19 protein-coding genes are annotated in these 23284 nt (G+C 69.9%); 8 read left to right on the top strand and 11 right to left on the bottom strand.

Features of this window, described 5'->3' with window-relative positions; all coding sequences use genetic code 11:
- Window positions 1-85: 85 nt before the first annotated feature.
- Window positions 86-793 carry an endonuclease/exonuclease/phosphatase family protein gene (locus ON33_RS30305; protein WP_040862506.1) on the top strand — a complete coding sequence of 236 codons (708 nt, stop codon included), beginning with the start codon at window positions 86-88 and terminating at the stop codon, window positions 791-793.
- On the opposite strand, the gene ON33_RS30300 is transcribed toward ON33_RS30305, so the two are convergent.
- From ON33_RS30300 to ON33_RS30290, 3 genes are all read right to left on the bottom strand, one after another.
- Window positions 790-1782, bottom strand: a complete 993-nt coding sequence (locus ON33_RS30300) for an oxidoreductase (RefSeq protein WP_040862505.1) — start codon at window positions 1780-1782, stop codon at window positions 790-792. The genes ON33_RS30305 and ON33_RS30300 overlap by 4 nt on opposite strands.
- A 129-nt stretch (window positions 1783-1911) precedes the next feature.
- Window positions 1912-3909 carry an ATP-binding protein gene (locus tag ON33_RS30295; protein ID WP_169336854.1) on the bottom strand — a complete coding sequence of 666 codons (1998 nt, stop codon included), beginning with the start codon at window positions 3907-3909 and terminating at the stop codon, window positions 1912-1914.
- A 191-nt stretch (window positions 3910-4100) separates the two neighbouring features.
- Window positions 4101-4358: a hypothetical protein gene (locus ON33_RS30290; protein WP_157184789.1), complete on the bottom strand. Its 258-nt coding sequence runs from the start codon at window positions 4356-4358 to the stop codon at window positions 4101-4103.
- 161 nt (window positions 4359-4519) lie between these two features.
- Here ON33_RS30290 and ON33_RS30285 point away from each other — a divergent pair, with 161 nt between their 5' ends.
- Window positions 4520-5341, top strand: coding sequence for an alpha/beta fold hydrolase (locus ON33_RS30285; RefSeq protein WP_040862503.1), 822 nt, complete (start codon window positions 4520-4522; stop codon window positions 5339-5341).
- A 63-nt stretch (window positions 5342-5404) separates the two neighbouring features.
- Here ON33_RS30285 and ON33_RS30280 read toward each other — a convergent pair whose 3' ends face one another.
- The 5 genes from ON33_RS30280 to ON33_RS30260 form a co-directional block, all read right to left on the bottom strand.
- Window positions 5405-6229, bottom strand: a complete 825-nt coding sequence (locus ON33_RS30280) for an enoyl-CoA hydratase/isomerase family protein (protein WP_051153078.1) — start codon at window positions 6227-6229, stop codon at window positions 5405-5407.
- Between the two features lie 29 nt (window positions 6230-6258).
- A complete protein-coding gene (locus ON33_RS30275; RefSeq protein ID WP_040862502.1) occupies window positions 6259-7332 on the bottom strand; it encodes a DNA polymerase IV in 1074 nt (357 codons plus the stop codon).
- A 51-nt stretch (window positions 7333-7383) separates the two neighbouring features.
- A complete protein-coding gene (locus tag ON33_RS38705) occupies window positions 7384-7854 on the bottom strand; it encodes a hypothetical protein (protein ID WP_051153076.1) in 471 nt (156 codons plus the stop codon).
- Window positions 7855-8044: 190 nt separating this feature from the next.
- Window positions 8045-8992, bottom strand: a complete 948-nt coding sequence (locus tag ON33_RS30265; RefSeq protein ID WP_083869397.1) for a class I SAM-dependent methyltransferase — start codon at window positions 8990-8992, stop codon at window positions 8045-8047.
- A 71-nt stretch (window positions 8993-9063) separates the two neighbouring features.
- Entirely contained in the window at window positions 9064-10944 is a 1881-nt protein-coding gene (locus tag ON33_RS30260) for an ABC transporter ATP-binding protein (RefSeq protein WP_040862501.1), read from the bottom strand.
- A 150-nt stretch (window positions 10945-11094) separates the two neighbouring features.
- On the opposite strand from ON33_RS30260, the gene ON33_RS30255 reads away from it, so the two are divergent.
- Window positions 11095-13866 (top strand): FAD-binding and (Fe-S)-binding domain-containing protein, encoded by a 2772-nt coding sequence (locus ON33_RS30255; protein WP_040862500.1) that lies wholly within the window; start codon window positions 11095-11097, stop codon window positions 13864-13866.
- Between the two features lie 302 nt (window positions 13867-14168).
- Window positions 14169-15134 (top strand): DNA-3-methyladenine glycosylase family protein, encoded by a 966-nt coding sequence (locus ON33_RS30250; RefSeq protein ID WP_444543769.1) that lies wholly within the window; start codon window positions 14169-14171, stop codon window positions 15132-15134.
- A gap of 7 nt (window positions 15135-15141) precedes the next feature.
- On the opposite strand, the gene ON33_RS30245 is transcribed toward ON33_RS30250, so the two are convergent.
- The 3 genes from ON33_RS30245 to ON33_RS30235 are packed head-to-tail and all read right to left on the bottom strand — an operon-like array spanning window position 15142 to window position 18132.
- Window positions 15142-16416 (bottom strand): extracellular solute-binding protein, encoded by a 1275-nt coding sequence (locus tag ON33_RS30245; RefSeq protein ID WP_085996864.1) that lies wholly within the window; start codon window positions 16414-16416, stop codon window positions 15142-15144.
- Window positions 16417-16424: 8 nt separating this feature from the next.
- On the bottom strand, window positions 16425-17255 hold the full coding sequence (locus tag ON33_RS30240) for a carbohydrate ABC transporter permease (RefSeq protein ID WP_040862497.1): 831 nt from the start codon (window positions 17253-17255) through the stop codon (window positions 16425-16427).
- Window positions 17245-18132, bottom strand: a complete 888-nt coding sequence (locus tag ON33_RS30235; protein ID WP_040862496.1) for a carbohydrate ABC transporter permease — start codon at window positions 18130-18132, stop codon at window positions 17245-17247. Before ON33_RS30235 ends, ON33_RS30240 begins: the two co-directional genes overlap by 11 nt.
- Before the next feature lie 194 nt (window positions 18133-18326).
- Between ON33_RS30235 and ON33_RS30230 the strand changes: the two genes are divergently transcribed.
- The 4 genes from ON33_RS30230 (at window position 18327) to ON33_RS30215 (ending at window position 23261) form a co-directional block, all read left to right on the top strand.
- Entirely contained in the window at window positions 18327-20216 is a 1890-nt protein-coding gene (locus ON33_RS30230) for an SCO2524 family protein (protein WP_040862495.1), read from the top strand.
- Window positions 20213-21145 carry an SCO2523 family variant P-loop protein gene (locus ON33_RS30225; protein WP_245550841.1) on the top strand — a complete coding sequence of 311 codons (933 nt, stop codon included), beginning with the start codon at window positions 20213-20215 and terminating at the stop codon, window positions 21143-21145. Before ON33_RS30230 ends, ON33_RS30225 begins: the two co-directional genes overlap by 4 nt.
- Window positions 21142-22188, top strand: a complete 1047-nt coding sequence (locus tag ON33_RS30220) for an SCO2522 family protein (protein ID WP_040862494.1) — start codon at window positions 21142-21144, stop codon at window positions 22186-22188. Before ON33_RS30225 ends, ON33_RS30220 begins: the two co-directional genes overlap by 4 nt.
- 89 nt (window positions 22189-22277) lie before the next feature.
- The gene (locus ON33_RS30215) at window positions 22278-23261 is read left to right on the top strand and encodes an SCO2521 family protein (protein WP_040862493.1); all 984 of its coding nucleotides are present in this window, start codon (window positions 22278-22280) and stop codon (window positions 23259-23261) included.
- Window positions 23262-23284 lie beyond the last annotated feature (23 nt).

Raw genomic sequence — 23284 nt, 5'->3', positions numbered from 1 at the left:
CGGTCCCGCAACCGCCCGGCGAACTCGCGTTGTTTCACATGAAACGAAATCCGCACAGTCCGTTGATTTCTCGTAGGGTGCGGAGGTGATCACCGTTGCCACCTGGAATGTCCTGCACCGCGTCCACGCCGACAACTGGGCCAGCGATATCGTCGGGCAGTGGCCCGACGAGGCGGCGCGCATCGAGGCGGTGACCGCCGCGGTCGCGGCCCGCACAGAGCGCGTCATCGCGCTCATGGAGGTCAGCGGCGATCAGCTGGCGAGCCTCCGGAAGGCGCTGCCCGCCAGGGAGTTCCATGTTCTCGACTATCCGCGGGTGCCGCGGCCGCGCCGACTGCCGAACGTCCTGGACGCGCGGACCGAGCACCTCGTGATCATTGTCGACGGATCCGCGCGCCAGATCGCCGCCGAGTCCTTCGCCGACGCCTTCGACCCGGGCAAGGGCGCGCTGGCGATCGACCTGGACGGACTGCTGATCGTGGCCACGCACGTGTCGGGCGACGAGCGTCGCGCCGCTCAGCTGGTGCGACTGCGTCAACTCACCGCGTCCGGCCCGGCGATCCTGCTCGGCGACTTCAATATCGACCGGGCCACCCTGGCCGCCGGGCTGGGCGAGGAGTACGTCGTCGCCGAGTTCCCGCCGGATTCCATCCCGACCCGGCCGCGCGACTCGGGATCGAAATCCCAGTTCATCGATCATGTGGTCGGGCGCGGAGTCCCGGTGCGCGACCTCACGGTCGAGGATGTGGCCGGGACCTCCGACCACAACCTCGTGCGCGCGATCGCCGGCTAGAACTCGCCCGCCACACCGAGAACCGTTCGGCCGGAGTGGGTTCCGTCCAGGATGGACCGCAGCACCGATTCCGCCTCGGTGATCGGTGCGTAGTTCTCGAGCAGCGTCAGATGCCGGGGCTTCAGGTCCTTGGCCAGCCGCGCCCACAGGTCGCGGCGCTGGTCGATCGGGAAGTGCGCGGAGTCGATGCCGATCAGGGACACGCCGCGCAGGATGAACGGCATCACCGTGGTGGGCAGGTCGGAGCCGCCGGTCAGACCCGAGACCGCCACCGCGCCACCGTATTTGACGGTGCTGAGAATGTGCGCCAGCGAGGTTCCGCCCACGCTGTCGACGGCGCCCGCCCACTGCGCCTTGCCGAGGGCGCGCAGCTTCTCCCCCTCGCCCGGCAGCCGGCCGATGACCGACGCGGCCCCGAGCGTCGAGAGCAGTTCGCTCGCACCGAGTTTGCCGGTGGAGGCCACCACCTCGAAGCCGAGCCCGGCCAGGATGTCCACCGCCACACTGCCGACGCCGCCGGTCGCGCCGGTGACCAGCACCGGACCGGAGTCGGGGGTGAGACCGCGGTCGAGCAGCGCCTGCACACTCATGGCCGCGGTGTAGCCCGCGGTGCCGATGGCCGCGGCCTCGCGCGGGGTGAGGCCGTCCAGCTTCACCACCCACCCGGCCGGAACACGCGCGTATTCGGCGAAACCGCCGTGGTGGGCGACGCCGATGTCGTAGCCGTGCGCCACGACCAGGTCGCCGGGCGCGAATTCGGGATCGGTGGAGGAGACCACCTCACCGGTGAGGTCGATGCCGGGGATCAGCGGATACTGCCGTACTACGCCGCCGCGCGGGGTGATGGCCAGGCCATCCTTGTAGTTGGCGCTCGAGAAATGCACCTTGATCGTCACCTCGCCCGGCATGAGGAAGTCATCGGCGACCTCCTCCCGGATCAGGGCGATCCCGCTGTCCGTTTCGTGTGCCACCATCGCCTGGAACTCCATGTCCCGAGCATAGGTCGCCGCCCGGCACTCGGGTCCAGGCTTCCATCCACCGCGCCCGTCTTCTCGTATGGCGCAGCGCGCCTTTCGCATCGGTGTTCGGAAAACGACCGGTTGACGGGTGCGATGGCCCTAGAGCCGGTAGCCCTCGTCGCCGCCGGTGTCGGACGCGAGGTCGGTGATGGTGTCGCGAATCTGGCGCATGAGCTGGTCGAGTTCGCTGATCACCTGGTCGATGCGGGCGGCCACGGCCGGTACGCGGGCTTGGGAACGGATGCCGCCCAGTTGCATGCTCATCGCGAAGAGGTTGTCGATGACGGTGCGGTGCAGTTCCAGTGCGATACGGTCGCGTTCGTTGACGATCTGCAGGGCGCGCAACCGTGCCTCGGCCAGGCGCACGCTGACCAGGTTGTCGGCGCGGGCGTGCAGTTCGGCGAGCGCGAAGGGTTTGGTCAGGAAGTCGTTCGCCCCGGCGCGCAGCATCTCCAGGCGGGTGGTGTCGTCGGCGCGGGCGCTCGTGATCAGGACCGGGGTGTTCTTCAACTGCGGGTCGGCGCGGACCTGCTGGAGGAGTTCGTCGCCGCTGAGCAGCGGCATCATGATGTCGCACACGATCAGGTCGGGCAGGTGGGCGCGGGCCATGCGCAGCCCGGCCGATCCGTCGTAGGCGCAGATGACCTGATACGCCCCGGACAGTGATTGTTTGATCGTGGTGTTGAGGTCGACGTTGTCCTCGATGAGCACCACCACCGGTTTGGCCTGCTCGTCGTCATCATCGCGCACCGTGGCTGCGGCGGTGTTCGGGGTGGCGAGTTCTGCGAGCAGTCCGGCGGCGGCCGCGCGGGTGCGGACCGAATCGTCGTAGCTCTCCGACTGGACTGTCGTGCCCGCGGGCGCGGTGGCCGGCAGCTCGATGACCACCATCGTCCCGCCTTCGGGGGCGTCGGTGATCGAAACCCGCCCCCTGTGCAGTTGGACCAGGTCGCGAACGATGCTCAACCCGAGTCCGGTGCCGCCGACAGCGCGGGTGGCGCCGCCGTCGACTTGGCGGAACCGTTCGAACACCGTGTCACGGGCGGCGGCCGGGATGCCGGGCCCGCTGTCGGCGACCTCGATCACCACCCGGTTGTCGTCGCCGCTGCGGGCGGTGCAGCGCACGACATCGCCCCTGCCGGTGAACTTGAACGCGTTGGACAGCAGGTTGAGCAGGATCCGCTGCAGATGTTCCGGGTCCGCTTCCGCGGGCACCGGGTCCGAGGCGTCCACGGTGAGTGTGAGGTGCTGGTCGGCGGCGAGGGCTTCGAAATATCCTGTCGCGATCCGTAGCTGGGCGGCGAGGTCGACGCGTGCGTAGTCCGGGTGCAGTGCGCCGGCTTCGAGTTTGGAGGTATCGAGCAGGTTGTTGACCTGTCCCAGCAGCATGCGTGCGTTGCGGACGATCACCTCGAGCTCGGTGTGGGCGATGTCGTCGGTGCAGATTTCCAGCAGTTTCTCCGCCGGGGCGAGGATCAGCATCAGCGGGGTGCGCAGCTCGTGGCTGACGTTGGCGAAGAACTGGCTCTTGAGCTCATCGAGTTCCTTGGTGCGCGAATACAACTCGGCCAGCTCGGTGTTGGCTTCCTTGAGCCGGCGACTGGTCTCGGCGACCTCGTGGGCACGGGCGAACACCTCCCGCTCCATCCGCTGGGCGGATTCGCGCAGCGCCGCGGTCTCCTGCTGCTGCGCGGCTCCGGAGGCCTGCAGTCGCATGTAGTCGGTGACGTCTTCGACGCGGTGGATGATGTAGAGCAACGCACTGTCGGCGGCCAGGACCGGCGAGTTCGACGGGCTCCAGAACCGCTGCTCGAAGCCGCCGTCGGGCCGGCGCACGTCATAGCGTTGCACCGGCATGTCGTCGGTGACCCGGTCGCGGATGACACGTTCGAGCGATACCCGCAGGTTCCGGACGCCCTCCGCGTCGGGGTCCTGTGGGTTGTCGGGAAACACCTCGAAGATGCCGCGCCCGACGATCTCCTCCCGCTGGGTCAGGGTCGCGGCCGTGTAGGCGTCGGACACCGCGACGATCCGCAGGTCCGGGTCCAGTAGCAGGAACAATCCTGGCGCGGACTCGAACACCACACGAAAATCCACGCCAGCACCCACCGGGACTACCTCCGCGCCGTTGCCGCACTCGGGCAACCGGGCTGAATCCAGGATAATTCGAGCCCGCGCGCCGAGCGCGATGACCGGGCCAGGTCCGCGCCGCGGCTCCCATCGGTCACAGCCGCGCGCTGGCACTACCCACTTCGGCTGACATGACTATGGGGATCCGTGAATCGAGTTCAGGCGATGAGGAGGGGTACGAACGCATCGCGGTGGTCGAGTTCGTCCGAGAGGCGTTGGCGAGCAAGGCGTTCGCTGAGTTCGGGCATTGCCCCTACCGGGCTGCCGGCCAGATCGGACAAGCTGCCTCGCAGCACCGACTCCACCTGCCGTCGCGGGGTGGTTTCGGCGAACTCGACGCACAACCGTGCCATGGTTTGCTCGAACATCACGGCATCGATCGCCCGCGTAGGCACCTGCTCACCAATCATGATCACAGCTACAGGCTGCGGTATGCCCCCCACCGGGCAGCAGAGCCGAAAGCCTCCTCACCGCATGCCTTGGTCACCTGCGCCCGTTACCCGGCAGGTAATCGCTTTCGTTCCCGCGCTCTGCGATTGTCGAATCAGCGATCGAAAACCCAAGGAGCGCAGCAGATATGCCGACTTTCCAGACCACCACCGACGGCACCACCCTCTACTACCAGGACTTCGGCGCCGGTACCCCGATCCTGTTCGTGTCGGGTTGGTCGCTCGACAGCGACCAGTGGGAATACCAGATGCACTACTTCCTGGCGCAGGGCTACCGCTGCGTCATGATGGACCGGCGTGGTCACGGCCGTTCGGACACCCCGGCCACCGGCTACGACGTCGACACCCGCGCCGACGATGTCGCGGCGCTGATCGAGCACCTCGACCTGCGGGATCTCACCATCGTGGCGCACTCGGCGGGCGGCGGCGAGACGGTCCGCTACCTGAGCCGGCACGGTTCCGATCGGGTGGCCCGCATCGCGCTGCTGGCTCCGGCGATCCCGTTCATGATGCTCACCGACGACAATCCGGTCGGCATCCCGATCGAGCTGCTGGAGGGTCTGCTGGAGCAGCTGCGCACCGACCGGCCGCAGTGGTTCGCCGAGCGGGCGCAGGGCTACTTCGCCACCCACCTGCGGCGGGGCGTCACGCAGGCGGTCATCGACGAGGAGATCAAGCGCTGCCTGTCGGCCTCGCCCTACGCGATCCAGATCATGCAGCGCGAAGCGTTCACCACCGATCACCGCCCGGATGTGGCCGCGCTGACCGTGCCGACGCTGCTGCTGCACGGCATCCCGGACCAGTCCATCCCGATCGATGTCGCCAGCCGCCAGGCGGTGAAGCTGGCCCCGCACGCCGTGCTGAAGGAGTACCCGGACGCCGGCCACGGCCTCTACATCACCCACGCGGCCGAGGTGAACGCCGAGATCCTCGACTTCATCAAGGGCTGACGGGCGCCCGGTCCGGCCGGGTGATTCGCCCCCGGCCGCGGCCGGGGGCGAAATCCGTTGTCCTCAGGCGAACTTCGGGGCGCGCTTACCGGTGAAGGCGGTGATGCCCTCCTGGCCGTCGGCGGAGTCGGCGGCGCGGGTGATGAAGGCGGCCTCGGTGCTGAGCTGCTCCTCGAGGGTGTGCTGGCCGGACACCAGCAGCAGCTTCTTCACATTGGCGTTGGACCCCTTGGGACCGGTGGCGAATTCCTGCGCCAGCGCCTCGACGGCCGCGGTCAGTTCGGCATCCGGCACGACGCGGTGCAGCAGCCCCCACTCCAGCGCCTCGGCGGCGGACAGGGTGCGGTTGGTGAGCATCAGCTCCTGGGTCTTGCGCAGGCCGATGATCCGTGGCAGGTAGTAGGACGCGCCGCCGTCGGGGCTCAGGCCGACCTTGGTGTACGCCATGGTGAAGACGGCGGATTCGGCGGCGACCACCAGATCACCGGCCACCGCGAGGCTCATGCCCGCACCGGCCGCGGTGCCGTTCACGCCGACGATGAGCAGCGCGTCCATCCGGGCCAGCGCCGACACGGCCTGGTGCAGGGTTCCGGCCAGCTTCTCGATGAACGCCCCGGTGTCGTCGCTGGCCGCCATGGCCCGCACGTCGCCACCCGCGGAGAAGAACCGCCCGGCCCCGGTCAGCACCACGACCTTCACGGCCGGATCCTCCGAGCAGTAGGTGGCCGCGCGCTCCAGCTCGTCCGCGAGCGCCTGATCGATGCCATTGGCGGCATTGGGCCGGTTCAGCGTGATGCGGGCGATCGGGCCGTCGTGCTCGAAGCGGATGTTCTCGTAGTCGGGCCCGCCGCCACCCCGGTGGGAATCGCTACGCGATGCTGAATTCATTGGAGTGCCTTCCGTTGGGTGCAACCTCATCACAGCATCGCGTACTCCACGCGGACCCCGAGCAACCGGATGGGCCGATCGAGTTCGAAGCTGTGCAGCACGTCCAGCGCCGTCTGCACGATCTCGTCCACATCGCCGGTGGGCGCGGGCAGTTTCCGCTGCTTGCTGCGGGTGAAGAAGGTCCTGGTGCGCACCGTGACACTGATCCGCCCGACGGCCCGCCCGGCCGCGAGGGTCTCCTCGGCCACCTGGATGGCGAGTCGCACCACCGCGGCGTCGATGTCCTCGCGCTCGGTGAGGTCTCGCGGAAAGGTCTCGGATCGGCTGTGGCCCACCGGTTCTCGTGGTTCCGCGATGTCGGTGTCACCGGCGCCGTGCCCGAGCACCCAGAGATAGGGCCCGGTATTGGGCCCGAATTCCGCCGCGAGCGCCTTGCGGTCGGCGGCGGCCAGGTCGGCCACGGTCTCGATCCCCAAGCCGCTCAGGCGTTTCGCGATGCGCGCGCCGATCCCCCACAGCGCCGACGTGGGCCGGTGGGCCATCAGCTCGACCCAGTTGTCCTGGGTCAGCCGGAAGATCCCGGTGCCCGAGTCCGCCTCCGGCGGCTCGTCCGCCGACCGCGCCGACTTGCCCACCGCCTTGGCGAAACCGGTGGCCAGCTTGGCCCGGGTCTTGTTGTCCCCGATGCCGACCGCGCAGGTCAGCGCCAATTCCGCGATGGCGGCGCGGATCTCGCGCGCCAGTCCCTCCGGGTCCTCGGTGTCCACCGCCAGGAACGCCTCGTCGAAACCGAGCACCTCGACCCGGCCGGGAAACGTGCGCAGCAGCGCCATGATCTCCTCGGACGCCTCGGCGTAGGTGGTCAGGTCCTGCGGCAGGAAGACGCCGTCGGGGCAGACCCGCGCGGCCGTGCGCAGCGGCATGCCCGCCCGCACCCCGAAGGCCCGCGCGGGGTAGGACGCGCAGGACACCACCTTGCGAGGTTCGGCCGGATCGCCGTTCCCGCCCACGATGACCGGTTGCCCACGCAGTTCCGGATGCCGCCGGAACTCGACCGCGGCCTGGAATTGGTCGAGGTCGACGTGCAGCAGCCAGCGCGTCACCCCTCCGTCATACCGCATGGTCTCCCGGATTGCCGGGATCCGCGGAAACGGTCAGCGCGAGCGGCGCAACCACATGAGCGGCGAACGATAGGCGTAGCGCGCCTTCACCGCACCGGTGTCCACCTGACCGGTGACCCGGATCAGCGGGGCGCCCGGGAACCGCGGCAGCTTGACCCGGTTGGCCACCGAGCCCGCGCCCGGCTGCACGCCCGCCAGATCGACCCGCCAGCCACGCGGCACGATCAGCACGACCGCGCCCGCACCGGCCTCGACCCGGATATCGATCTCCCGCCGCGAGCACCGCGCCCGGGTGAAGTCCAGCACCAGCTTGCCCGAAACACAGTCGGCCACCAGCTGTTTGGGGACGATCCAGTCGTCGTCGGTGCGTTTGGTGCCGCTCGTCACCCGGAGTTCCATGGCGGGCGTGTCGGCGGTGGGCTGATATCGCCGTGCGCCGAACATGCGCTCGACGTCGTCGACACGGGTCGCGGACGTGTGCCGCTGCTCCTTGGTACGGGTCACCGAAACTCCTCCCCCGGCATGTGAAACGATCTTGTTGGATATGCCATGGGAGCTCGAATTATGCCGCATAGCAGGGCATTTCGGGAGGTCGGAGCGGCTTTCGCGGCCACAACACGGTGTCGGTTCGGGCACGGCCAGATCACGATCGTGCCCGAACGCGGACCTGCCCCGGGCGCGGCCGCGGCGGCGGCTAGCGGCGGCCCAGGAAGACCGTGGTGGCGCCGAGAACGTAAATGTCCTCGCGCGCACCGATATACGTGTCGGCGGATCGATCCAGCAGCGCCGCCAGCGTGGCCCGATCATCCTCGCTGACGCGGTCGCCGACCCGCTCGCTCAATCCGCCCAGCCAGGCGACGACACTGTCGCGCACGGCCGGCGACGGCGGCGCCGGATGATCGGTCAGCACGCTGAAGGAGGTCGCCTCCGCCAGCCCGGCGCGGGTCAGCGCCACATTCCAGCCGTAGGGCATGGGGACCGCCGCGGTGATGTCGGCGCGCATCTGGGCGAAGCCCGCGTCGCGCAGGGCCAGCAGCCGGTCCTGCAGACCGGGCGTGCCGACGCCGAGTTCCCAAGGCAGGCAACGCATCGATAGCCCGCCCTCGGCCAGCGCCAGCCAGCCGCCGGGGCGCAGCAGCCCGGCCAGGCGCGCGGTGCCCGCCTGCTGATCGGGCAGGTGGTGCACCATGCGCGAGGCCCACACCAGATCCGCCGCGGGGATCCCCGCGCCGAAGTCCGCGGCCGCGGCATCGGCGTGCACGGTCCGCACCCGCACCCGATCGTCCCCGTCGAGCGCGACCTGCACGGCCTGCTGGGCCGCCTCGAGCAGTTCCGGCACCGCGTCCACGATCACGAGATCGCCGCCGCCGCGGGCCAGCAGCTCTCGCGCGAACGCCACGCTCTGGCCGCCCGCTCCGGCACCGATGTCCAGGACGGTGGGCTCCGCGCCGGCGGGAATCAGGGCGATCAGCCGCCGGGCGATCTCGGCATTGGAGTCGGCCGACATGGCGTCGTCGCGCCGGAGGTCGTCGATCATGGCCGCCCAGTCGATTCCGTCATGGGTGTGGCCGTGGCCGTGCCCATGTCCGTGGGAATGCGGATGTCCGTGTGTGCCTGCCTGATCGTGCGAGTGAGCGCTCATACCGCGACGCTATCGGCAGCCCCGCGGTGCGCTCGAATCCTTTTGCCGATCCGGCAACGCGTCCGGTCCGATCAGACCGTTGCCGGTGCGCTCGAGTCGGCGAACTGGGTGCGGTAGAGCTCGGTGTAGCGCCCGTCCGCGGCGAGCAGTTCGGCGTGTGTGCCGCGTTCCACGATGCGGCCGTGCTCGAGCACCAGGATCTGATCGGCATTGCGGATGGTGGACAGCCGGTGTGCGATGACCAGCGCGGTGCGCCCGTCGAGCGCCTCGGCCAGCGCCTCCTGCACCGCGGCCTCGGAGGTCGAGTCCAGCGAGGCGGTGGCCTCGTCCAGGATCACCACGCGCGGCTGCTTGAGCAGCAGCCGGGCAATGGTCAGGCGCTGGCGTTCGCCGCCGGAGAGGCGGTAGCCGCGCTCGCCGACCACGGTGTCCAGGCCGTCGGGCAGCGACTCGATGAGATCGCGTAACCGGGCGCGCCGCAGCGCATCCCACAGCTCGTCCTCGGTGGCACCGGGGCGGGCGAGCAGCAGATTGGCGCGAATGGACTCGTGGAACAGGTGCCCGTCCTGGGTGACCAGGCCGACCGTGTCCTGAATCGACTGCCCGGTCAGCTCGCGCACATCCTTGCCGCCCAGCAGCACCGCGCCGGAGTCCACGTCGTAGAGCCGCGAAACCAATTGCGCGATGGTGGACTTCCCGGCCCCGGAGGAGCCGACCAGCGCCACCATCTGCCCGGGCTCGGCCCGCAGCGAGACCTCGTGCAGCACTTCCTCACCACCGCGGGTGTCCAGCGTGGCCACATCCTCGAGCGACGCCAGCGACACCTTGTCGGCCGACGGGTAGCCGAAGGTGACGCCGTCCAGCTCCACCGCTACGGGGCCCTCGGGCACCGGCATCGCCAGCGGCGAATCCTCGATGAGCGGTTTCAGATCCAGGATCTCGAAGACCCGCTCGAAGCTCACCAGCGCCGACATCACGTCCACCCGGGCGCTGGCCAGCGCGGTGAGCGGCGAGTACAGCCGGGTCAGCAGCAGCGAGAGCGCCACCACCGCACCGGGTTCCAGCTCACCCTTCAGCGCCAGATAACCGCCCAGCCCGTAGACCAGCGCCAGCGCCAGCGCCGAGACCAGGGTGAGCGCGGTGACGAACACCGTCTGCAGCATGGCCGTGCGCACCCCGATATCGCGGACCCGCCCGGCCCGCAGCCCGAACTCCGCGGACTCCTGCCGCGGCCGGCCGAACAGCTTCACCAGGGTGGCGCCGGGCGCGGAGAACCGCTCGGTCATCTGGGTGCTCATGGATGCGTTCAGCCCGGCGGCCTCGCGCTGGATGCCGGCCAGCCGCTCGCCCATGCGCCGGGCGGGAATCACGAACAGTGGCAGCAGGACCAGGGCGAGCAGGGTGATCTGCCACGACAGCCGCAGCATCACGGCCAGGGTGAGGGCGAGGGTGACGACATTGGTGACGACCCCGCTCAGAGTGGTGCTGAATGCGCGCTGCGCCCCGATGACGTCATTGTTCAACCGGCTCACCAGTGCGCCGGTCCGGGTACGCGTGAAGAACGCGATCGGCATCTTCTGAACGTGGTCGAACACCGCCGTGCGCAGATCGAAGATGAGACCTTCTCCGATGCGCGCCGACAACCACCGGATCACCAACCCCAGCCCCGCATCCAGCACCGCCACCACCGCGATGATCACCGCCAGCGTGATCACCGTGCGGGGCGCGCCGTGGCCTACGATGGCGTCGACCACCCGCCCGGCCAGCACCGGGGTGGCCACCGCCAGCAGCGCGGACGCGATGCTGAACACCAGGAAAGCCACCAGCCGCCGATGGTGCGGCCGCGCGAAGGCGAGGATCCGCCGCGCTGTGGCCAATCGCAGCGGTCGCTGCTCTGTGGGCGCGTTCATCTGCCGATAGAGCTGATTCCACGCCACGGATTCGATACTCATCCCGCTCCTCACCGGTCCGGGTTCCATCGAACCCCGGTACACCGACACTAAGACCTCAACAAAGGTTGAGATCAAGAGCTTCCGGGCAGGTCAGCAGTTCGCTGCGAGCGAAATCCCGGGCCGAATCCGGCGCGCGCCTAGGGTTGGGGGGTGACCGAGGCGTGGGAGCGAGCGTTGCGCGGGGTGATCACCGGCGAGGTCGACACCGGACCCCGGTGCCGGGCCGAGTACTCCTCGGATGCCTCCAACTATCGGGTGCCGCCGCGCGGAGTCGTCTTCCCGCGCGACGCGGCCGATGTGACGGCGACCCTGGACGTCGCGCGTGCGGAGGGGCTGACCGTGACCGCGCGCGGGGCGGGCACCTCGGTGGCGGGCAATGCGATCGGCCCGGGCCTGGTACTGGACTTCAGCCGGCACATGAACGCCGTCCTCGACCTCGATCCCGAGCGGCGCACCGCCCGGGTGCAGCCCGGGGTGGTGCTGGCCGCGCTGCAGCGGCGGGCCGGCGCGCACGGTCTGCGCTTCGGCCCGGACCCGTCCACCCAGAATCGCTGCACGCTGGGCGGGATGATCGGCAACAATGCCTGCGGTCCGCGCGCCGTGGCCTGGGGCCGCACCTCGGATACGGTGCGTGAGTTGCGGATTCTCGACGGGCTCGGCATCGAGCGGACCCTGGGCGAGGACCTGTCCGTCGTCGCGGGCCTGCCCGATTTCACCCGCGCCCACCTGGCGCTCATTCGCACCGAACTGGGTCGGTTCGAGCGGCAGGCGTCCGGTTACGGGCTGGAACATCTGCTGCCGGAACGCGGTTCGTCGGTGGCGAAGGCCTTCGTCGGCACCGAGGGCACCTGCGGACTGCTGCTGGAGGCCACTGTCGGGCTGGTCCCGGTGCCCGCGGCGACCGTGCTGGTGGTGCTCGGCTACCCCGACATGCCGGCCGCCGCGGACGATATCGCCGCGATCATGGCGGTGCGGCCGATTGCCGTGGAGGGCATGGACGCCCGCCTGGTCGATGTGGTGCGTGCCCATCGCGGCGGCGTGCCCGAACTCCCGCGCGGCGGTGGCTGGCTGCTGATCGAAATCGACGGCGGCACTGCCGAACAGGCGCGGGACCAGGCCGAGTCGCTGCGCGCGAGCGCGCACGCGCTGGATTCCCGCGTGGTCACCGACCGGGCCGAGGCACAGGCGCTGTGGGGCATTCGCGCCGACGGCGCGGGCCTGGCGGGCCGCACGCCAGACGGCCGTCCCGCCTGGCCGGGCTGGGAGGACGCCGCCGTGCCGCCCGGCCGCCTCGGTGACTATCTGCGCGATTTCGAGGCGCTCCTCCGGGACCACGGCCTGGACGGCCTGCTCTACGGCCATTTCGGTGACGGCTGCATCCATGTGCGCCTGGATCTGCCGATCGCCGATGCGCCGCAACGCTTCCGCCGGTTCCTCGAGGACGCCGCCCGGCAGGTGGTGAAGTTCGGCGGCTCGCTCTCGGGCGAGCACGGCGACGGGCGGGCACGCTCGGATCTGTTGCGGTTCATGTACTCCCAGGCGGCGCTCGACGCCTTCGCGGGCTTCAAGGCGCTGTTCGACCCCGACGCCGTCCTGAATCCCGGTGTGCTCGTGCACCCGCGCCCGATCGACGCCGACCTGCGGCTGGCCGGACTGCGCCCGCTGCCCACGACCGGTGGCTTCGCCTTCCCCGCCGACGGCGACCTGGCCACGGCCGTGCATCGCTGCGTCGGAATCGGCAAGTGCCGCGCCGACACCCACGCCGCGGGCGGATTCATGTGCCCGTCGTATCTGGCCACCGCCGAGGAGAAGGACAACACCCGGGGCCGGGCCCGGGTGCTGCAGGAGGTGGTCCGGGGCGCGTTGGACTGGCGGTCGGGCGCGGTGGCCGAGTCCCTCGATCTCTGCCTGTCCTGCAAGGCATGTCACTCCGACTGTCCCGCCGGCGTCGACATGGCGACCTACAAGTCCGAGACGCTGTATCGCCGCTATCGGCACCGGCCGCGCCCGATCGACCACTACACCCTGGGCCGCCTGCCGCGCTGGCTCGGCGCGGCGACCCGGTTCCCCCGGCTGGTGAACGCGCTCGGCGGGGCGGGCCCGCTGCGCCGAGCCGGCCTGCGGCTGTCCGGCATGGATCCGCGGCGCGAGGTGCCCGCGGTGGCGCGCAGGAGTTTCCGGCGTTCCTGGCGGTCGGGAGCCCGCACCGGCGACGCCGAACCCGGCGTCATGCTGTGGATCGACACCTTCACCGACGCCTTCGATCCCGAGATCGCCGGTGCCGCCGTGGAACTGATCGAATCACTCGGTCATCGCGTGCGCATCCCGGACGACCGCGTGTGCTGCGGTCTCACCTGGATCAGCACCGGCCAGCTGGACGGCGCGCGAAAGCGGCTGCGCGCCACCGTCGATGCCCTCGCGGCACACGTCGGCGCCGGTGGCGTGGTGGTCGGACTGGAACCGTCGTGCACGGCCGCGCTGCGTGACGATCTCCCGCGGCTGCTCTCGGAGGATCCCCGGGCGGCCGCCGTGGCGGGCGCGGTGCGCACCCTGTCGGAATTCCTGGCGGGCGAGCCCGGCTGGCGGCCGCCGGACCGCAGCGGTCATACCGTGCTGGTGCAGCCGCACTGTCATCAGCATGCCGTGCTCGGCTTCGCGGCCGATCGGCGAATACTGCGCGGCACCGGCGCGGAAGTGATCGAAATCACTGGATGCTGTGGACTTGCTGGGAATTTCGGAATGCAGCGCGGCCACTACGACGTCTCGGTCGCGGTCGCCGAGAACGGGCTGCTCCCGGCCCTGCGCGCGGCCCCGGCGAATTCGATCTTGATAGCCGACGGCTTCTCCTGCCGGACCCAGGCCGCGCAGCTGGCCGGTCGGCCGTCCCGCCATCTCGCCCAGTTCCTGCTGGACCGGCCGTGACGAGCGGGTAGCGGCCTCGATGTGCACAGACGTACCCCGATGTGCACAGACGAAGGGGCACCCGCCGTGGCGGGTGCCCCTTCCCTCATCATCAGCTGCCGAACGGCAGCGTGCCCGGCGCAATCTGGTAACCACTGCTACCGGCGAATACGTTGCCCATTACACCGAGCAGGAAATTGATCAGATTGGTGATCATGCTGTGTACCTCCCAGTGGCGAATGCCATCCATTTGCCGAGCAAGCAAAGACAATCGGACTGATCATCGCCACCGTCGATCTTCGCGTTAACAATAGAATGGCGCGGTGACTTCAGCGCCGTCCGCAACCGTGCCCTCCGAGAGCGCGGGTGCGACGAGCGTCGAGCACGCCCGTACCCTTCGCTCCGATCGGCCCGTGGATCTGGCCGCCACCCTCTTCCCCCTGCGCCGCGGCTTCGGCGATCCGTGTCACCGCGAGACCCCCGACGGCTCGCATTGGCATGCCTCTCGCCTGCCTTCGGGCGAGGTCACCTACCGCCTGCGCCAGCTCGATCGGCAGACCGTCGACGCGCGCGCGTGGGGTCCGGGCGCGGCGGAGTTCCTGGAGCGGCTGCCCGCCATGCTCTGCCTGGACGAGGACCTCAGCGACTTCGCCCCCGAGCACCCCAAGGTGGTCGAGGCGCATCGCCGCAATCCGGGCCTGCGCATGCTGCGCACCGGCCTGGTGTGGGAGGCGCTGGTCCCGGCGGTGCTGGAGCAGAAGGTGCATACCAAGACCGCCCATGATTCCTGGCGGAAACTGGTGTGGCGCTATGGAACTCCCGCGCCCGGCCCGGCTCCGCAGGGACTGCGGATCATGCCGGACGCCGAGACCTGGCGGCACATCCCGTCCTGGGTCTACCATCGCGCCAATGTGGGCCCGCAGCGCTCGAAAACCATTGTGCTGGCCGCGCGTATCGCGGCGCAGCTGGAGGAGGCGGCGGGGCTGAGTCACGCCGACGCCGCGCACCGGCTGCGCACCGTGCCCGGTATCGGGGTGTGGACGGCCGCCGAGATCGCTCAGCGCGCTTTCGGTGATCCGGATGCCCTGTCGGTGGGCGATTTCCATCTCGCCGCCACGGTCGGCTGGACGCTGCTGGGCCGGCCGATCGACGACGACGAGATGGTCGAGTACCTGGAACCGCTGCGCCCGCACCGGTATCGCGCCGTGCGGCTGCTCGGCCTGGCCGGTTTCGCCCGCAAACCGAAGTTCGGCCCGCGCACGCCGTATACCGATCACAGCCGCATCTGAACGCCGCTCACTGCTGGGCGGCCGCCGCGTCGGCCTCGCGCTGCGCCCGGGTCAGCGCGTCCGGGACCGGGATGCGGCCCAGGTACATGTCGTCGAAGATCGGCGTGATCGCCTGCAATGCCGCCGGGAACCCGGCGCCCCCGCCGGCCGCGATCGCCTTGTCGCGCAGGACATCGAAGAACGGCGACACGTCCACCCCGTGCCGGGCCCAATAGTCCCGGTACACCTGCTGTTCGGACACCACGGCCGGAATCGTCGCGCCGCCGAGGCCGAGGTAGCGGTTGCCCGCCGCGCTGCCCAGCCAGGCCAGCACCCGCCGCGCCGCCTCGGGATGCGGGCCGGCGGCATTGCCCGCCAGCCCGATGGCATTGTCGGCGCTGATCCGTCCGGCCGGGCCCTCGGGGATCATGGCCAATCCCCAATGGAATCCGGCATTCTGGGCAATCGTGGCCAGATTGAACGTGCCCGACTGGAACAGCGCCATCCGCCCCTGCAAGAAGGCGTTCTTGGCGAAATCGCCGCTGGTGTTGGTGTCCGCGGCCGAGGGGGAGAGCCGGTCGGCGACCAGCCCGACCGTGTAGCCGAAGGCGTCGCGTCCCTGCGAGGAATCGAAGGCGAACCGGCCGTCGCGCTGCAGCTCCCCGCCCGCCGAGCCGAGGTAGGGCAGCGTGATGGACTGAAAGTCATTGGCGGCGTTGTACGGCCACTGCGAGACCGGGGCCAGGCGCCGCAGCAGCGGCCGGAAGGTATCCCGCCCCGGGTCGGGATTCCAGCGCGCCGAGGCGAGTTCGCCCGGATCGACTCCGGCCTGTGCCAGCAGGTCCCGATTGATGTACACCGCGGTCCCGCCGTCCACGAATTGCGGTACCGCCCAGAGCTTTCCGGCGCGCGTGTACTGCGCGACGGCCCGCGGATCCCAGGCCTGCGCGGCCTGTGGTCCCAGTGCCGCACCGATGTCCATCAGGTGCCCGCTGTCGGCGTAGTCCTCGTAGAGGTTGGTCCAGAACAGGTCGTCGGCGATCCCGCCCGCCACATCCAGCCGCAGCTTCTGCGCGTAGGAAGCCCACGGCACCAGCGTGATTCGCACCTCAACATCGGGATTGGCGCGCTGGAACTCGTCCAGCGAGGCCCGATAGGCGGAGACGAAACTCTGATCCCAGATGCGTAACCGCACCACCGTGCGCCCGCCGCTCTCGCCGTCGCGGCCCAGCCACAGGGCGGCCGCCACCAGGAGCGCGGCGACGAGGACGAGCCCGAGCACCGTCCGCGTCGAATCCTTGATCCGGCTGTTCATTTCAGCCCCGTCACCGCGATGGCGGCCAGCACCTGCCGCTGGAACACCACGAACAACAACACCAGCGGCGCGATGGCCAGCGTGGTGGCGGCCATGATCAGCGTCCACTGTGCGTTGTACCGGGTCTGCATATTCGCCGTGGCCACGGTCAGCACCTGCCATTTCGGGCCGGACGCGGCGACCAGCGGCCACATGAAGCTGTTCCACTGCGAGACCACGGTGATGACGGCGAGGGTGGCGAGGACCGGCCGGCTCATCGGCACCACGACGCTGACCAGGATGTCGAGGGTGGTGGCCCCGTCCATTCGCGCCGCGTCGATGATCTCCCCGGGGATGGCCCGGAAGTACTGGCGCAGCAGGAAGATCGCGTACGGCGACCCGAACAGCAACGGCAGCACCAGCGCCCAGAAACTGTTGAGCCAGCCCAGTTTCGCGAACATCAGGTACAGCGGCACCAGCGTGACCGCGCTGGGCACCATCATGGTTCCGAGATACACCCAGAACAGCACCTCGCGTCCGGGAAAACTGGTGCGCGCGAAAGCATATGCGGCCATGGTCGAGGTGACCAGCTGTCCGCAGGTGATGCAGACCGTCATCAGGGCGGTGACCGCGACCGCCCGGCCCAGCCCCTGGTCCAGCACGGTGCGGAAGTTGTCCAGCGTCGCCGGATGCGGTGCGGCCAGGGCGGATTCGCTCGCGAACTGCCTGGGCGTCTTGACCGCGGTGAGGGCGCTGAGCACCAGCGGGGCCACCGTCAGCAGCCCCCCGAGGATCAGCACCGCGTAGGCCGCCACGGCCCGGCCCGCGGCCCGCCGGTCAGTACTCATAGCTGGTCCGATCCCGGAAATAGCGGTGCTGCGCCACAGTGATCGTGAACATGACCGCGAACACCACCACCGCCATGACCGCGGCCCGTCCCGGATGCGCGGCTTCGAAGGCCTCCGAATACATCCGCATGGCAACCACATCCGTGTGGTGGTCGGGCCCGCCGCGGGTCAGCGCGTACACCGCGTCGAAGGTCTGGAAGACACTGAGCACCCCGGTGACCAGCACGAAGAACATGGTCGGGCGTAGCAGCGGCAGGATCAGCCAGCGAATCCGCCGCCAGCCGGTGGCCCCGTCCAACGCGCCCGCGTCCAGGATCTCGGCCGGTATGGCCCGGATCCCGGCGACGAAGAACAACGCCACATACCCGACATTCATCCACACGATGACCGCGGCCACCGCGGGCAGCGCCAGGGCCGGCGAGCTCAGCCACTCCACCCGCCGCCCCAGCGCCGCGTTCAACGCCCCGCCGGTGGGTGCGAAGACCCACTGCCACACCACCCCCACCGCGACCGGTGCGCACATCCACGGCAGCGCGTACACCACCCGCAGGACCGTCCCGCCCCGCCCGCGCCGCGCCAGCACCGCCGCCACCGCGAACCCCAGCGCCGTCTGCACCGGCACCACCAGCGCCGTGAGGGCCGATGTCACCAGCAGCGAATGCCCGAACCGCCGATCCCCCAGCACCGACCGCCAGTTCTCGAGCCCGGTGAATCGTATGGGCCCCAGCAGATTCCAGCTGTGCACACTCAGCCACAACACCACCGCGATCGGCATCAGCAGGAAGCACCCGACCCCGATCAGGCTCGGCAGCAGCAGCGCGTAGCCCACCGCCGCCTGTCCGCGCCGGGGCGATCCTCGCCGAACCGTCCGATCCATGATCCGCGACGCTACCGGGCCGGTCCCGGCGCCTCGCCCTCCCACGCCCGATCTGCCCGATATTGCGCTGTGCGCGATGCGATTTCGGGACTGCCTCCCACCCGGTGCGGAGGGCTGGCGCATGATAGTTTGTGCCGCGCTCGTTCCTAGCCGGGGCGGCGAGGCTGGCCACGACAGGGCAGGGGACGGCGTCGATGAGAATCAAGCCACGGGAACAGATCCTCGGAGTCTGGCGGTCGCTGCTGACCGCGTGTTACCACGAGGGCGAGTGGGTCTGGGGCGGTCGCAACGGCTCCAACTCGATCAGCGACGCCGAACAGCTGCTGTGCCTGCTGTACCCGGCTACCGAGATCGACGGCTTCGGGCTGGAACACCCCGACGAGATCGCCGACGACATCCGCGAGGTGCTCTCCCCACTGGGCGACAACGGCCTGCGCATCGGCGAGCGGGTGGTCTGGCTGCTCGAGCAGTACATCGACCGCCACACCGACCACACCGGCAGTACGCCGGATTCCACTGCCGGCCTGCCGAACTTCGCCGCGGGAAGCTATCTGGCCTCCTCCAACGGCGCTGATCCGACGCCGGAGCAGCAGGCGCTGGAGGTCGTCGACTCCTATTCGATGTCGCTGACCCTGTGCCTGGCCGCGCTGAAGTTCCTGCGCGGCTTCAGCGGACCGGTCGCCGAGCTGGCCGTGGGCCGGCGCATCAAGCTGGCCGTGGAGCTGGGACCGCGCATCGAGCGGCTCGACACCCTGATCAATGTCCGGCTCACCGCTGCCATGGTGGGCCTGATCCGCAGCTTCGTCGTGAACACCGTCTCGCCCAAGTCCGATGCGGGGCAGGCCATGCTGTCGATGCTCAACCAGACCGGCGGTTCCACCGACGCGGTGGTGCACGCCGTGCAGCAGCGCCTGGACCGGGTGCGGATCCGGCTGCGCAACGACGCCACGCTCAGCCAGGTGGAGGGCGTCGACCTGGACAGCGCCGACATGCTGTTCGAATGCGGTTGGAGCTGGGCCATTGTGCGCAAGGCCGCGACCATCGACTTCGTGGACATGCCCATCGCGGATCAGCCCGGCCACGCCGTCGCCCGTCCCTACCTGCACTTCACCGTAGTGGCGCTGGACGGCATCAACGACCTGACCTCGACGCGCACCCGCGAGCTCGACCTGCTCAACGCCCAGCAGCGTCGGCTGGCCGAGGCCCTGCAGCTGCGCTGGGATCTGGCACAGCGCTACTGGGCGGCGGTGGCGCGCTTCGGCACCGGGCGCTGGCCGCTCGAGGACATTCCGTGGCGCACCTCCGACGGCGAGGAATCGGACTACTTCAGTCTCATCGTGTCCGCGGTGCTCATGCAGGATCTGCTCAATCGCGACGCCAATGACGACGACCTGGACCGCGCCGCAACGATTTTCGATGAACTGGCCCGCCGCGGCCGCATCGTGCGCCGGTTCACCGCCGACGATCCCGCCCGCGTCATGCACACCCCCGGCGTGAGCCTGCGGCTGCTGGGCAGCGAGGAACTGGACGGTCCGCTGCTGCTGTGGACGGTATCCGACTACGCCACCGTGCTTTTGAAACGCACCCTGCAGGCCGCCCGCCTCTCCGGCACCATCGAGACCCGCGACCAGCTGATGGCACTGGCGCAGGCCACCATGGACCATCTCGACCTCCGCGCCTTCCGCGAGGGACCGGCGACGGGTCTGTGGGACGATCCCAGCCGCATCTTCGGCGGACCCGAAAGTCCGCTGCCCTCCTGGTATCTCACCGAGCGCGTGGTCGAGTGCATGGTGACCGCCGCGCGCATGTACCGGGAGCCGCCGCTGCGCGCGCCGACCTCGGTGACCCGGGCCATGGAGCTGCTCACAGAGGCCGAGCACCTGCTCAACCGGGAGATGCTGGAGCTCAGCGAGACCGACGTGTCGCCGAGCCGCACCGCGCTGGCGCTGGCCGAGCAGCGGCTCGAGCGGGCCCGCCGCCTCATCGACGAACGCCCCGGCACCGCCGTCAGTCTCGCCTCGCAGGCCCTGCTGGAACTGGACGAGCTCGCCTACGCCCGGTTCGACGCCACCAGGAGTGTGTGATCGTGCTCGTGTTCTCCTCGTCCGACAAGGGCGGCACCGGCCGCTCGGTCACCAGCTGCAACATGGCCTACTGGCTGAGCATGAAGGGGTACAAGGTCGCGTATCTGGACTTCGATTTCGGATCCCCCACCGCGGGCGGCACCTTCGAGATCAGCCGGATCGACAACGGCGTCCGGGACGGGACGGGACTGCACGCGTACCTGCTCGACGAGAACGGGACGCCGGCGCGGCTGAGCGTGCGTTCCGAGACCGACCGGATGGAACTGAGCCGCTCCCGGCACCCGTCCGGCCGGCTGGTGCTGTTCCCCGGCGACCTCGGCGGCTCCGAGTTCACCACTCTCGACGAGCGCATGATCGACCGCTGCGCGGCCCTGTTCGCCACCTGCGAGCAGGAATTCAATGTCACCTTCGTGGATCTGAGCGCGGGCCGCTCCATCGCACTGGCCCTCGCGCTCAGCGCCACCCGCCACCCGCAGCTTTCCCGCGCGGTGTGCCGCTGGCTCATCTTCCACCGCTGGACCCGCCAGCACATCGCGGCGGCCCGCGGCTTGGTCCACGACGAGCACGGCGTGCTGGCCGTGGGCGAGGCCTGGGGTCACGACCGGGCCGAACTGCTGAACTCGCTGCGCTTCATCCGCACCGCCGTGCCCGAACTCAACCTGACCGCCGGCCTGCGCCCGGCCCAGGCGGCCTGGCTGCAGGAACAACACAACACATTGACCCGCGCGGCCAACCGGCACGGCATGGGTGAGAGCGGGATACTGGGCAAGATCCCGGTGGAACCGATGCTGCAGTGCCGGGAACAGGTGATCCTGGATGTGGATGTGGCCGCCCACGTCGCCAATGCCGAGACCGTGGCCGCATTCCGCCTGCTCACCGAGAAACTCATGAACGACGCCGTCTGGGAACAGGTGGAGGTGCGCCGATGAGCTCCGCGACCGACTACAGCGAGGCGGGCGAGCGCAATCGCGTCGCCGGGCAACCGCTGTCGCATCTGTCCATCGAGGTCGGGCACTTCTACATGGACGAGCTGGTCAACGGCGTCGACCGCATTCACGCGCAGCTGCGCCGGGTGGCTCCCATCGTCCAGGCCCAGATCGCCGCGGCCGAAGCGGAATTCGGCACGGGCGCGCGGGTCAGCACGTGCTTCCTGGTCGACGACTACTTCTGGACCCGCGCCAACCGCCCGCGGGACGCGCGGCGCAACGCCGACCCGCGCCAGGTGCTGGAGAAGCTGCTGGCGGCGGCGGACGAATGCGGAGTCACCATCGACTATCTGGCGCGCGAGGCGGGCTGCGCGGAGGTGCCGTCGTTCCTGGACGGCGAACCCGTGGGCGAGCCGGTGCGGCTGGCCGAGATGATGGCCGCCCGCATCGTCGCCGAACCCGAGCGCGACAGCACCGGCCGCCGCCCGCCCACCGTCGAGTCCGGCTGGCTCTGCAACGGCCGCCGCTCCTCGGAATTCGATGCGGGACAGGCCATGCGGATCGCCCGGTATCGGCCGCCGGAGGAATTCGGCGCGCGCAACCACTCCATCTTCCTGGACGTGCAGCTGTGGAGCCGCCGGCTGGAGGAGGAGGGTGGTCAGCAGGTGGAGCGCACGCTCTGGTCGTGCCCGTTCCTGGCCGCCATCTGGCAGTTGTTGCGGCTGGGCCTGATTCGCAACGAGGGCGCCATGGTGGCCGCGCCGGTGCCGTGGGAGGATCCGTGGCCCAGCGAGTGGTCCCGGCTGCCCGCGGTGGTGAAGCTGAATCCGAAGGCCAAGCCCTTCGCGGCCTATCGGGCGCTGTCGGTGCTGCCCCACAGCTACCTGGGTATCGAGCACGCCGTGCGGGTCATCCTCGACCACCTGCAACTCGACGACGACGTGCAGGCCAAGCTCGCCGAACGCGGTGCGGGCGAGCGAATTCCGGTGGAGGTGCCACGCCAGGCCACCCACCGGTTGAACCATATCTTCCTGGGTGATGTCTGAGGTGGCCGCCACGTGAGCGAGCGCAGCGAGCGAACCACGGGCGCAGTGTGGATCGCGCATGGCGGAGCCGAGCGCAGTGAGGCGGAGCCATGAGCGATCCGCTGGTGCTGCTGGGCGAGGTACGCACGGCATTGCTGCCCAATGCGGGGGGACTCGCGGCCCGGGAGGCGTCGGCGCTGCTGTCGCTGCTGCCCGGGCAGCGGGTGCTGCTGCGGGAACGGCCACTGGCCCTGGCGATTTCGCCGAGCTCGGCGGTCGGCGTGGACTGCAAGCTGGCGACGGTGTCGGGGTCGGAGAACCGCGCCATCGGCACGGTGGCCGCGCACGCGATCCTGGTCGGCGGCCGGGTGGTGCAGAGTTCGGCCTGCTCGACGGTGGTGCGGACGGCCGACAAGAACCGCCGGCCCTGGTCGCACTACCTGTCCCGGGCCGGGACGCTGGAGGTGTGGCACCGGATCGCCGACGATGCCGCGGCCGCGGTCGATCTCACCGAGGGCTTCCTCGAGGGTTCCAGCGCCGGCACGCTGGATCTGGGCTCGGTCAGCGATCGGCTGCTCACCCGGGTGCGCACCGATCCCGGCCTGGATCAGGAGCCGCCGGTGCGGTCCAGCGCCACCCGGCTGCGCTGGGCCGCGCGGGTCGCGCCGCCGGTGGGCGGCACGGTGCGCGGGCGCACCCTGTTCGCGTTCCGGCTCGAGGACGAGCACACCCGGTCGGTGCGGATCATGGTGCCGACCGCCCGGGATCTGGGTGCGGTGCAACGCTTCTGCGAGGATCTGGCCGTCCACGACTGGCTGCTGTCGACCCTGGGAGCCGCGCTGTCCGGGGCGGATCGGCCCGCGCCCGAACGCGATCCGTCCGAGGAACTGGCGCCGCTGCTCGAACAGCTGGTGCACCTGTGGATGCCGGGCGCCCACACACCGCCGCGGCTGCGCGAACTGTGGACGCGACTGGAATCCGATCCCGGCTTCACCCGCCAGTGGACCGCGCAGATCGGACACCTGCGCGACCGGCTGGCGGTGGCCACCCTGGCGGCGCTGCGCAGCTCCAAGATCAGCACCGTGCAGTGGTGACGCCGTACCGGATCACAGTGGTG

Source organism: Nocardia niigatensis NBRC 100131, assembly GCF_000308655.1.
GTDB classification, from domain to species: domain Bacteria; phylum Actinomycetota; class Actinomycetes; order Mycobacteriales; family Mycobacteriaceae; genus Nocardia; species Nocardia niigatensis.
Note: the sequence above shows the minus strand (reverse complement) of the source record. Positions and strands in the feature narration are given on the sequence as shown.